At 43.3% G+C, this 12,735-nt stretch carries 9 protein-coding genes; 7 read left to right on the top strand and 2 right to left on the bottom strand.

Translation table 11 applies throughout. The features are described from left to right. Nucleotides 1-76 precede the first annotated feature (76 nt). Nucleotides 77-1,102, bottom strand: a complete 1,026-nt coding sequence (purM, locus tag LEPTO7376_RS02820; protein ID WP_015132771.1) for a phosphoribosylformylglycinamidine cyclo-ligase — start codon at nucleotides 1,100-1,102, stop codon at nucleotides 77-79. A gap of 327 nt (nucleotides 1,103-1,429) precedes the next feature. Here purM and LEPTO7376_RS02825 point away from each other — a divergent pair, with 327 nt between their 5' ends. Together LEPTO7376_RS02825 and LEPTO7376_RS02830 are read left to right on the top strand one after the other, a co-directional pair. Then, nucleotides 1,430-2,296: a septal ring lytic transglycosylase RlpA family protein gene (locus LEPTO7376_RS02825; protein WP_015132772.1), complete on the top strand. Its 867-nt coding sequence runs from the start codon at nucleotides 1,430-1,432 to the stop codon at nucleotides 2,294-2,296. A gap of 16 nt (nucleotides 2,297-2,312) precedes the next feature. Then, nucleotides 2,313-3,833 carry a bifunctional pantoate--beta-alanine ligase/(d)CMP kinase gene (locus LEPTO7376_RS02830; RefSeq protein ID WP_015132773.1) on the top strand — a complete coding sequence of 507 codons (1,521 nt, stop codon included), beginning with the start codon at nucleotides 2,313-2,315 and terminating at the stop codon, nucleotides 3,831-3,833. A 61-nt stretch (nucleotides 3,834-3,894) separates the two neighbouring features. Here LEPTO7376_RS02830 and LEPTO7376_RS02835 read toward each other — a convergent pair whose 3' ends face one another. Further along, the gene (locus LEPTO7376_RS02835; protein ID WP_015132774.1) at nucleotides 3,895-5,097 is read right to left on the bottom strand and encodes an aspartate aminotransferase; all 1,203 of its coding nucleotides are present in this window, start codon (nucleotides 5,095-5,097) and stop codon (nucleotides 3,895-3,897) included. A 130-nt stretch (nucleotides 5,098-5,227) separates the two neighbouring features. Between LEPTO7376_RS02835 and LEPTO7376_RS02840 the strand changes: the two genes are divergently transcribed. From LEPTO7376_RS02840 to LEPTO7376_RS26145, 5 genes are all read left to right on the top strand, one after another. After that, nucleotides 5,228-6,955, top strand: coding sequence for an ABC transporter ATP-binding protein (locus LEPTO7376_RS02840; RefSeq protein ID WP_015132775.1), 1,728 nt, complete (start codon nucleotides 5,228-5,230; stop codon nucleotides 6,953-6,955). Between the two features lie 547 nt (nucleotides 6,956-7,502). Further along, nucleotides 7,503-10,031, top strand: coding sequence for a dynamin family protein (locus tag LEPTO7376_RS02845; protein ID WP_015132776.1), 2,529 nt, complete (start codon nucleotides 7,503-7,505; stop codon nucleotides 10,029-10,031). Nucleotides 10,032-10,201: 170 nt separating this feature from the next. After that, entirely contained in the window at nucleotides 10,202-11,683 is a 1,482-nt protein-coding gene (locus LEPTO7376_RS02850) for a tetratricopeptide repeat protein (protein WP_015132777.1), read from the top strand. A gap of 350 nt (nucleotides 11,684-12,033) precedes the next feature. After that, entirely contained in the window at nucleotides 12,034-12,471 is a 438-nt protein-coding gene (locus LEPTO7376_RS02855; RefSeq protein WP_015132778.1) for a hypothetical protein, read from the top strand. Between the two features lie 49 nt (nucleotides 12,472-12,520). After that, the gene (locus LEPTO7376_RS26145) at nucleotides 12,521-12,670 is read left to right on the top strand and encodes a hypothetical protein (RefSeq protein WP_160148366.1); all 150 of its coding nucleotides are present in this window, start codon (nucleotides 12,521-12,523) and stop codon (nucleotides 12,668-12,670) included. The last annotated feature ends 65 nt before the right edge of the window (nucleotides 12,671-12,735 follow it).

Genomic DNA, 12,735 nt, shown 5'->3' on the forward strand with positions numbered 1-12,735 from the left:
TATTAATTGTCATTAAACATATAAATTTCTGTTGTAAGAGCTTAATCCGTTAAGCCCTTACCCAATTAGCCAAAAACTAAGCTAAACCCAGTACTTCACCCTGTCCTGCAACAACTTTACCGAGCCGGAAACTAGTGAGATTCTGTGATTGGAACCAGGTTAAACTGTCAGATGCTTTTGCTGCTGGAACGATAACCACATAACCAACACCCATATTAAATGTGTCCCACATTGCAGCTGTTGGCACTTCACCCACTTTTTGCAGCCATTGGAACACTGTTGGGATTTCCCAAGCTGTGGTGTCAATTTGAATCGATTGGTCAGTTTTGAGGCAGCGAGGTAAATTTTCTGGTAAACCACCACCCGTAATATGTGCCATTGCATGAACATCCAACTCTGCCTTGAGTGCTGCTTGGATCACTTCAACATATATTTGTGTCGGAGTGAGGAATACTTCACCCAAAGTTTTACCACCAAACTCTGAGGGAGTGGCTGTCCAATCCAACCCATTCATTTCAATAATCTTGCGGACTAGGGAAAAACCATTGCTATGGACACCACTACTACCGAGAGCGATCGCCACATCTCCGACTTCAACTTTCGAGCCGTCAAGAATTAGGTCTTTTTCGACAATACCGACGCAGAAGCCAGCCACATCATATTCGCCCTTTTGATAAAAGCCGGGCATTTCAGCTGTTTCACCGCCGAGTAAGGCACAGCCACTTTGCTTACAACCTTCCACAACTCCTTGCACCACATTTGCTAATTGTTGTGGTTCTAATTTTCCCGTCGCTAAATAATCGAGAAAAAAGAGTGGTTCTGCACCCGCCGTCAAAATATCGTTCACACACATCGCGACGAGATCAATCCCTACCGTGTGGTGGCGATCAGTTTTGTGGGCAATTTTTAATTTTGTGCCGACACCATCTGTTCCGGAGATTAAAACAGGCTGCCGATAGCCCGCTGGGATTTCAAAACATCCTCCGAAGCCTCCGAGTCCACCGAGCACTTCAGGACGATATGTGCTTTCGACATTCTCCTTGATGGTTTTGACGAAAGAACGCCCTGCTTCAATATCTACTCCTGCTTGTTGGTAGTCCATGCGATAAAGATTGGTTATTGGTTTACAGTGAACAATTCCGTAGGTACGGGTATGCCAGACAGCTGATTTTACCGTGCTTTAACCTGAATTCCCTGCTTTTAATTCTGCCTTGTGGGGCTAAATTTTTTGCGATGTATACGGATGTTACGCGTAAAAAGCCTGTGATACTCTGACATCGCTTAAGAAATGTAACGTGATCACAACGTTTGTCCTGAGCAAGACTCAATGATTTTTTTCTCAATCAGGGTCGCCACACCACAAATTTATGTAACGTTCTTCCGGAATGAAAGATGGGTTTGTTGGTTGCCGAATTCAATTACTTTTTAAATGGTATTTAAACGAAAACATTTACTTTTAACATTGGCCGCCTGTGCCGCTGTAACAACGCTTCCTATTTCTTCTGATTTGACTACGGCTAATGCTGACGATGCAAGCACAGAGCTAGCGCGTACTCAAATTCTCGACACCGATCAAGCTTTAGAATCTCTCGCTACACTTTTTTCCTACCCTTTTGAAGGGCGCACGGCTACGACTCTCTACATCAATCGTTTGCCTGTTCTAACTTTCCGTGATGCTAGTGACACTGCTGACAGTGATACTGAGGCGATCGCCGCAACAGTTTCTGACAAAATTAACGAGCTTGCTGAAAACCCAGACTTTGATGCCTCTGAACTATCTGTTCGCTGGAAGTCTGAAAACAAATATGAGCTTGTTTACGCGGATGAAGTTGTTGTCGCTGTTGATGACACCGTCACTCTCGCTGATAGCACCAACAACCGTGAGCAAGATGCACTCATTGCTGCGAACCGTCTCCGTCGTTTGATGGGTAATGCTGAGCCTATTACCGAAGTTGTGGGTAAGCCCAAGCCTAAGGTTGTGGCACCTGTTGTGAATGTTTTGCGTTCTTTCACTGGTCACGCATCTTGGTATGGCCCTGGTTTCCATGGTCGTCTCACTGCGAATGGTGAACGCTATAACCAATATGCAATGACTGCTGCCCATAAGACTTTGCCTTTTGGTACAAAAGTCCGCGTGACAAACATGAATAATGGCAGGTCTGTCATTGTTCGCATTAATGACCGTGGCCCTTTCATTCGTGGCCGTGAAATTGATTTGTCGAAAGGTTCTGCTCAGCAGATTGGTCTCATGGCATCTGGTGTTGCAAATGTCAGACTAGAGATCCTCGGCAAATAAATAAGCGACTTTAATCATGAATCTGGTTCATACTCTTGCGAGTTTGCTGGCTGCTCTCGCGGCGCTCACTCCTGAAAAAAAAGTTGGTTTTGTGCCAACGATGGGGGCTTTGCACGCAGGTCATGGCAGTCTTATCCGACGGGCAAGGGCTGAATCAGATTTTGTTGTCGTCAGTATTTTTGTGAATCCCCTGCAATTTGGGGAAAACGAAGATTTAGATCAATATCCCCGCACCCTAGAGGGCGATCGCCAATTTTGTGAAGCATTAGGCGTTGACCTAATTTTTGCGCCATCGGTAGACGAAATCTATGGTCAAGAGGAGTCGGTAGAGGTTGTGCCGCCTGCATCGATGACCAGTGGACTTTGTGGCAGATATCGTCCCGGTCATTTCCGTGGCGTGGCAACGATTGTGGCGAAGCTCTTGCAATTAGTACATCCAGATATTGCCTATTTCGGTGAAAAGGATGCCCAACAGCTCGCCATTATTAAACGATTGGTAGCGGATTTATATTTACCTATCAAAATTCAGGGTTGTCCGATTGTGCGAGAGGATTCGGGCTTGGCACTCAGTTCTCGCAATCAATATTTAAGTGAGCAGGAAAAATCGCAGGCGTTGGGTTTATCTCAGGCGTTAGCTGCGGCTCAATCAGCATTTCAATCGGGTGAATGTAATGGGGAAACACTGTTGGCGATCGCCCGACAAACCCTCCAACAATTTCCTGAGGTAAAACTGCAATATTTGGAGTTGGTACATCCAGAGACGTTGCAGCCCCTCACAACAGTGACAGAATCTGGTTTACTGGCTATTGCCGCCTATGTCGGTGAAACCCGTCTCATTGATAATGTCGTTCTTATGAATACTTCTCGCAAACCGATTATTGCGATTGATGGCCCCGCCGGTGCTGGAAAATCAACTGTTACCCGTCGCGTTGCAGATGAACTGGGTCTATTATTCCTCGATACTGGTGCTATGTACCGGGCGATCGCCTGGCTCGCATTAAACAATGACTTTGACCCGAAAGAGGAAAGTGCGGTGGCGGAATTGGTGAATACTGCAACGGTGGAACTTAAACCTTCAGCAGACCCTACCAAACCGACTATCGTGCTCGCCAATGGCCATGATGTGACAACAGCGATTCGTACTCCAGAGGTGACAGCGCAGGTCTCAGTTGTTGCAGCCCAAGGCGCTGTACGCCAAGCATTAGTCAAGCAGCAACAGAATATTGGTAAACAGGGTGGCATTGTGGCGGAAGGCCGAGATATTGGCACCCATGTTTTTCCTGATGCAGAAGTGAAAATCTTTTTAACTGCTACCCCCGCTGAACGTGCCCGCCGTCGTGCCAAAGATCTCGAAGCCCAAGGGGAAACAGTAGACCTTGCGAAATTAGAGGCTGATATCACAGAGCGTGATCGCCTCGACAGCACCCGTAAGATTGCCCCGCTCCTCAAAGCTGAGGATGCCACTGAAATCGTGACGGATGGAATGACTATTGAGGCAGTCATCACCAAAATTATTGGTATGTATCAAGCCCTTTAATTCTCCATTAGAAAATCCCCCGGAATTGGAGGATTAGAATGCTTACTTTTACTTGTTGTTCCTACTCTTCTGGTGCAGCCATATCGTAATGAATACCCGCATTCTTCCAGAGGCTGATGGCATAACGGAGGCGATCGCAGGGCTGAATTAAACTCATCCGCACATAGCCTTCTCCCCCTTGGCCAAAGGCATTACCGGGAGTCACAACCACACCAGTTGTCCGGAGTACATAGAGTGCGAAATCAGTGGAATTCATGCTGGGTGGTACAGGAACCCATAGATACATCGTGGCGTTAGAAGGTTTGACCTTCCAGCCAATTTCGCTGAGAGCCTCAATCAGGCAATCCCGACGTTCTCGATAACGCTCTTGCACCCCTTGGATATAGGTATCGGGGAGTCCTAGGGCTGCTTCTGCTGCTTTTTGGATGGCAGAGAAAATTCCGTAATCGAGGTTCGTTTTTAAAGTGCGTAAACCTTGAATAATGTCCGAATTACCCACGACGAAACCCACCCGCCAACCTGCCATGTTGTATGTCTTTGAAAGGGTGTGGAACTCGACACCGATTTCATCGCCACCGGGAATCTCGAGCAAACTGGTGGGCTTAAACCCATCAAAGGATAACTCTGCATAACAAAGGTCATGGACGAGCATCACCTTATATTTATGTGCCCATGCCACAACCTTCTCGAAAAACTCGCGCGGTGCAGAAGCAGTGGTGGGATTACTGGGATAGTTGAAATAGAGAATCTTGGCGCGGTGGGCAACCTCTTCTGGAATAGAGTCGAGGTCAATTAACCAATCCTGCTCTGGCTTCAGGATAATTTCATAGACATCAGCTCCCGCAATCAGAGGACCACGGAAATGAGCGGGATAGGAAGGACTGGGTACCAAGACCGTATCGCCCGGATTCACATAAGCCAATGCAAGGTGAGCTAATCCTTCTTTTGAGCCCAGCAACGGTAAAGCTTCACTGTCTGGATTTAGTTCGACATCGTAGCGGCGTTTATACCAAGTGGTGATGGCATTCCGGAAACTGGCCGTTCCTTCGAATGGCGGATAGCCATGAAACCTGGCTGTCTCAAAGGCGGCGATCGCCGCATCAATCGCTTCTTTGGGTGCGAATCCATCAGGATTGCCCATGCCCAAATCAATTAAATCAATCCCTTGTTCCCTTGCTCTAGCTTTCAGCTCATCCAAACGGGCAAATACATAGGGAGGTAAAGCACTGAGACGGTCAGCTCTGGTAATCCAATCTACACTCATCGATGCCGGAAATATTTAGGTAAAGGTATAGCCTACCATCATCGCATCCATAGTCCTTACCCTTCTGCTTTATTAAAGAATTTCCGCCGAATCACTTACTATAAACCTGCCAACCCTATCCACCACTCCTTTGAACAGCGATCGCCCTAACTACCAAAAACTGCTGCCCTATTTGCGTCCCCAATGGAAAACCATTGCTCTCGCTCTCTTGTGTACGCTGGGATTCACGATATTTTGGCCGATTTTGGCGTACCTTGCCGGGAAAATCGCTGCTGATATTGGCGCAGGAAATGTACAGGGTATTATCAATCTCGCTGGTAAAGCCGCCGTTATTTTTCTGATTCGGGGTTTTGTGCAATATGGCCAAGACACCCTAATGGCAAAGGCCGCGCTGAAAATTGCCCTACGATTACGCGTCCGAGTTTATGCGCACCTCCATAAATTGAGTCTTAACTACTTTGAGACCGCGAAAACAGGGGATTTGTCCTATCGTCTCACCGAGGATATTGATCGCGTTGGGGAAGTGATTAATAAAATTTTCCACCAATTTGTCCCCAGTATTTTGCAACTCATTGTGGTGTTGGGCTATATGTTTTGGGTGAATTGGCAACTTACCTGTGCGGCGTTGGTGATTGGTCCTCTAATGGCGGTTTTAATTGGGGCATTCGGTGAAAAACTTCTTGAATTTTCCCGCAAAAGTCAGAGCCGTACCTCCAATTTGTCTGCACTCCTAACCGAAGTATTTAGCGGGATTCGGTTGGTGCAAGCCTTTGCCGCAGAAGATTATGAGCTACAGCGCTTTGAATTAGAAGCTGAGCAAAACCGTAAAGCAAAATATCGTGCCGAACGGATTAAAGCCTTGCAATTTGTAGTGGTGGGTTTCCTCGAAGCCATGAGCGTCATTTTTCTATTTTTCCTTGGTGGTTGGCAGATTTCCCAACAGAATTTAACCGCAGCGGATTTTGTGGCCTATGTGGCAGCAGTGGCATTGTTGATCGATCCAATTCAGATTACGACCAGCAATTTCAATGAATTCAAGGAAGGGGAAGCTTCTATCGACCGCATTTTTGAGCTGATGGCGATTCAGCCTAGTGTGGTCGAAATCCCTGATGCTCAGCTTCTGCCCGAAGTGACAGGCAAGGTTGAATATCGTGATGTGACCTTTGCCTACGAAGCCGATAAACCAGTATTACAGGGCATTGATTTAACAGTGAAACCGGGCGAAATGGTGGCGTTGGTAGGAGCTTCGGGAGCCGGTAAAACCACCCTCGTTAATCTTCTGCCTCGTTTTTATAATCCTGATGGTGGTGAAATTCTAATTGATGGCGTTGATACGAAATCCGTCACGTTAAAAAGCTTGCGCCAACAGATTGGTATTGTGCCGCAGGAAACGGTTTTATTCTCTGGCACGATCGCCCAAAATATTGCCTTTGGTCAGACTGATATCAATGTCGAACAAGTCGAAGCCGCTGCCAAAATTGCTAATGCTCATCAATTCATTTCAGATTTTCCGCAAGGCTATCAAACCTATGTGGGAGAACGGGGTGTTAATCTCTCCGGCGGTCAACGACAACGGGTGGCGATCGCCCGTGCGGTTTTACTCAATCCCAAAATCCTGATCCTTGATGAAGCGACTTCTGCTCTTGATGCCGAATCTGAAGCATTAGTGCAAGAAGCCTTAGAACGCATTATGAAAGACCGGACTGTTTTTGTCATTGCTCACCGTCTCGCAACAGTCCGACGCAGCGATCGCATCCTTGTTTTAGAAAAAGGAAAAATCGTTGAGTCCGGAAATCATGACGAACTTCTCACGGAAGATGGACGTTATGCCCAATTCCATGCGCAACAGTTTTCCTGATCAAAAGTTTAGATATCCAACTTTACGCCCTTGCAAAAAAAAGCTCGAAAGACTACAACAGATCACTAATCTCATAAAGGTGAACTTAACCATTGGCAATACTATTCAATGAGCTGCTGACTCATTACTAATCCTTGATTTTGTGAGCAATGATGAAGAAGTCTTTATCTTAACAAAGTATTATGTGCTCTCAAGCGAGAGTCAGAGCACAGCGCAGAAATCAAACAAGATCGCTGCAGTCTATTTTCGTAATAATTTTTCTCTTCCTTCTGCGAAAAAATTTGTCTGCCATCATGAAATCTGACAATACATCAATAGATTACTTCGACATCCTCTCATCTGAGCTATATTTCCTAAACTACCTGCCACAAGATCTCTTACTAGATGATTTTTCATAGCTTCTGTAGCAAGATTGTTGTGTAGACTGAACAGCCTAGAATGTTGCACAAGATAGTCTCTCCATCTGCTTTGCATTTGTTCTAGGGGACAATTTTAAAGCTTGCCTCGCGACAGACGCAGTGTATCAAAGACGCCAAATACCAAAGTTATGACCCCACCTAGCCCTGCGGAGAATCTAAATCAAATACATGAGCTTCTAAAGCAGTTAGGACGGCAGATTATTGACATTTATCGCTCCGCTCCAGATATTTTCGATGATCAAAATATTGGGACAGAATTAGAGCAATTTCTGAATGCATACCGGGACGCCAATAACCGTCTCGAATACCCTCGCCTAAGAATTGCGACTATTGGCACGACTTCCTCTGGAAAATCAACCATCGTCAATTCTTTAATTGGCCGGAGAATTGCTCCGATTGAAGCAGGAGAAATGAGCGTTGGTCTACTCAGTATCAACCACGATGAGCAACGCCGTTTGGTTATTAATCAAACTCCAGAGGCAGCTTGGGAAACTGGTGAATGGACCGATTTAGATGATCAGGATATCTATCTCAAAATTCGCAGTACCATGCAGAATTATCGTCAACTTAAGCGAAACACTGAATGCGTTGCACCCCAAGTCAAAGCTTATTTCCCATTATTACCGGCCAGAGATATTGCATTATCCGGTCTACCCGACGAAATTAGTATCGAATTCCTTGATCTGCCAGGACTGAAATCTGTCAGCGATCGCCGCAACCTGTCTGTCATCCAGTCGCAAGTCGGTAAAGCTTTTAGTTTGGTGGCCCTTGACTATCTCCAAGTTAACGAAGAAAAGCGCCAGCGCCTTCTCAGCGAACTGCAAACAGTCGTGAGGTACTACCATGGCCACGTCGAATCTATGATCTTCATTTTGAACCGTATTGATAATCGTGGTACTGATGACCTGCCTTTAGAAGAGAGAATCGTTCAACTTAAAAAAGAAATCAAAGAAGTTCTAGACCTTGCAGAAGAGCCAGACTTAATCCCTTTCAATGCCCGCCTGCTCTACTACTCTCAATGTGCATGGGGAACAACCCCTTTAGACTCTGCTTCAGAAGTCCCTCAAGCCTTAAGAATTCAATTTTTAGAAGCCTTATTTAACGACTGTGCAAAAGTGATCCGTGAGAATCTGAGCGAAAACCGAGAGTTAAGACAATGGTTCCGAGATCTAGAAGATAATGTTGCCGACCAAAATGAAATTACAGATGAGGATCTGCGCAAATTACTGCAATACGCAATGCAATGGAGTGGTGGAAAAAAATTATGGGACTGTATTCAAACTAGACTTAAAGACTCCTTTTCTGAATTAGTTATTATTCCAATTCTTGTTGAAACATTGAATAGTTTTGATGCCCTCAATGAATCCCTGGAGATTTTATTACAAGCCCGTCGAATTGGCACCACGGAAGAGGTGAACCAAGAAAAAGAGAAAGTCGTCAAGATTCGCAATGATTTACAAGCTTGTCTCTCAAAAATTCGGGAAGACTTTCACGATACCGTCAATGTCTATATGGCCGCATTGAAAAATGATAATCCTAAGCTCAGACTGAAGATTAAACAAGAGACTGAAGCCAATGGTATTCAAGGGTTTTCCGCTGTTTTTGACTCTGTTCGAAATGTTGAAACAGATCTAATTACGTCACTCATTATTCCAATACGCCAATCTTTCCATCAGAAAGAGTCGATGTTGCAAGTAAAAGAAAAGCTGGAGCCTGTCATTGGTATTCAATTGGCTCAAGAAATCGCTCAAAATTATGAACGAGTTCAGAAAGTTCTAGGCAAATTTAGTAAGCACAAAAATGGTCGATTCATTAAGCGTCGTGTACCGACTAATGATGATGAAGCATTAGCTGAACTGAAGCAAGATGAACGTGTCGTTAAATTGTTTTATCGCTCAATCAGAAAAGCGATATCCCGCCGTGCAGAATTTTGTTTACAAGCTCAAGCAAAACAATTTAAAGAAGTATTGGAATCTCTCGTTGAAAATCAGCTTAAACAGCTTGAGATTTGTTTGACTGTTAGCAAAGAATACTGTTCGATTACTTTAAGCAAAGCCGCCATTAGTAGCCTCTACAAAAAACTTTTGCAAAATCCTCCAGCTCTACCTGAAAACTTTTTTGAAATTCAAGACTTAAGTCGTAAAGAAAGTAAGACAGAGATTGAAATAGTTGGCTCAGAAACTTTTTTTGAAGAATCTAGTGAAATTCGTAGGGAGCTTTACACTGAATATTATCGACAAGGATCTTGCTTTAAAAGTACTCGTCGTCGTTTGAAAGCTCGTCCCGTGATTGAAAAAGTCAAAAAGCCTGTTGTTAAGAAAAAGTATTCAGAGATTGATTATATGGAGTTATTTTTGCCATCACCACAAACAATGGCAAAGCAGTGGTCAGAAGGGATTAATAGTACTAAAGGAAGTTTGTGGGATGTTTTGTCAAAGTGGATTATGGATCGATTAGATTATGTTAATGAGACCTTCGAACAGTCGGCAATTAATATTACTGATTTAGCTGAAAGAACATTAAATAAACAGCTTGAGATCATTGAGACTAATTTTCAGGAAAACACTCAGAAATTGCATGAGTTTGAAATCAAGAAGGAAAATATAATTGCTACTCGTATTGAATTGGAGCGTCTTGCAAAGCGTAAAGATCAATGAAAATAAGTTTGATGCTATGGATTTCAATCAGAATTTGTAGTCGATAATCATTTGGGTTTCGATGATTGTAGGATTGGCTACTTTTTTCATTGTGACAAGTAATATTTGTTCGCTTCTGGTTATTGAGATGTGTGATATAAAATACATGGGCATCTACTACTACTGGGATAATGAAATTAAATAATCGGGACAGTGATGGCTTTTCTCTGGCATTTGGTCAGTTTAAAGATGTTTCACGCAGTCAAAGTAACACTGCGGGGAAAAGTCAGGATGATTATGCTTTTTGGAATAGTCAGGGATTAGAGCAAGGAATTCAAGAGAAATATCGCGAAGCTTTAATTAGTTTTGATGAGGCGATCGCCATTGATGCGGAACATAGTGAGACTTGGTATAACCGCGGTATTGTGCTGTTTCAGTTACAGCGCTATGGAGAAGCTTTAGACAGTTATAACCATGCAGTTGAGCTTAGAGCTGACTCTGTACCAGCTTGGAATAATCGTGGCAATACACTCAAGGTATTAGGGAAATATGAAGAGGCCATTGATTCCTATGATCAAGCTTTGAAATTAGAGCCAGATGATTATTTGTCATGGGACAATAAAGGCGACTTATTGAAAGAGTTGAAGCAATACCACGAAGCAATTCAATCTTATAGCAAAGCATTAGTAATTAAGCCGAATTCAGCAGAGATTTGGTATAAGCGTGGTCTGGTTTTTGAGCTTTTATCTCAAGATAATGATGCTTTGATGAATTATTCTAAAGCATTAGAAATCAATCAAAACTCACCTCATATTCTTTGTGCAAGGGGATCGATTTTGGTTCGGTTAGAACGTTTTCAAGAAGCATTGATGTGTTTCAATCGGGCGATCGAACTTAAAGCTGATTGTGTAGAAGCCTGGTCACATAAAGGCTTTTTGTTGGAGCAACTCAAGAAAATAGAAGATGCTATTTTCAGTTATGGTCAAGCCTTGGCTGTTAATCCGAATCAAGAAATTCTTTGGTATCACCGAGGAAATTTATTTCTCCGCCAAAAACAATATCAACGTGGTCTTCATTCCTATGATGAAGTCTTGAGGCTGAACCGTGAGCATTATCAATCACTGAATAATAAAGGCGTTAGCTTATACAAGCTAGGCGATGTTCATGGCGCCTTTAAATGTTTTCAGAAGGTCTTAGAAATTAATCCTTATGCTTTTTCTGCTTGGAATAATCAGGGTCAAATTTGTAAAGCTATTGGTGATTATCAGGAAGCAATCATCTGTTATGACAAGGCTTTGAAAGTTGAACCTAAACAATCTAAAATCTGGTCAAAGCGAGGTCTATGTTTGGCAAAATTAGGACACTATGAGGAAGCTATTAATAGTTTTCAACAAGCTATTCAGTTGGATAAGTCTTACGCTGAAGCCTTGTATGCTCAAGCTGCTGTGTTCGCTGTGCAGCAAAACCTACAATTGGCCCTGGAATATTTAGGTAAAGCAATCTCTGCTAATCCGAAATACATACAGGTTGCTCAATTAGATCGCAACTTCGAATGTTTGCGAGAGCACTATCATTTTGAGGCCTTGATCAACACCACACCTCTCTTGAATCAAAGGCAAATTCTATTGCAAGAATTTCAGCAGTTTCACCTTCCTCTTACATCCAATGCGTGATGCTTAGGTATGATTCGGTTTTGAAAGGCATATTGTAAGGAGTTTAGTCTAGGAGATAGTCTTTATTGAAGAGATAGTTGCTTTGTTGTCTTAAGCTTAGACGGCAGAGTTCCTTTAGGTAAAGATAGTGTTATGTTCGTCAGTATAGATTTTGTAAGCTATCCTGATATATGTATCTAGGTTACGGAATCAGGGGCATCGGTTTCATTTTGTTTTTAAAGGCAAGCCTGCATCTATGTAGTCTTCGAGAGATTAGTTCTTAATCGCGAAGAATACATTGCATTGTCAAGTTTGGCTGAAGATACAGCTTGAAACAAGTACGTGTAAACTCTTTATGCTGCCTACACTCGATGCTGTCAAATCTAACTTCATTCCAGTTTAACTTGCCTTTCTCTACAAATTCTTCACCGAAAACGCAGGTTTTTGTCCTTATTCCAGCTATTTACGAGAAATTAGTTGCTGAGTTAAAGGATAAACAAGAGTTTGATAATGCCAAGATGACGGCAGATTTTTTTCATGCAGCTCAATATATTTATCAAGCTGAACCACGGATTGCAGCAGAAAAACGTCATCAGTTTGAAGCTCATGAGAGCTATGAGTTCGCTGTAGATGATCTTTTTCTTGTAGAAATAACGCTCTTTGAAGAGGATACTCGTTTTGCTCCGAATGTGAATGGGCTTGATCGTTACGATGCCTTTGTAAATTTGATCCGTAGTGCCGTTAAAGTCGAAGTTTCAGAACGTTTGCGCATGGATACTTATGATTGTCTAGATTGGTATACTCGCTAAATTCTAAATCGTCTATCTTAGATGGCACACAGGTGTTGAAGTATTTTTTTTGGCGATCACCCATGCGGTTTTACTCAATCCAAAAATTCTGATTCTCGACGAAGCAACCTCTGTCCTTGATAGCGAATCCTTGGCACAATTAAGTTCTTTAGCGGATCGCGTTTTGTCATCGTCCACCACCTTGCAACAGTTGGCGTGATGATCGCATACTTCTATTCTGTAACGCCTTTTTAACGATTATTATCTCATCATTTGAAGGGGGAA

It is taken from the genome of [Leptolyngbya] sp. PCC 7376 (assembly GCF_000316605.1).
Taxonomy (GTDB): domain Bacteria; phylum Cyanobacteriota; class Cyanobacteriia; order Cyanobacteriales; family MRBY01; genus MRBY01.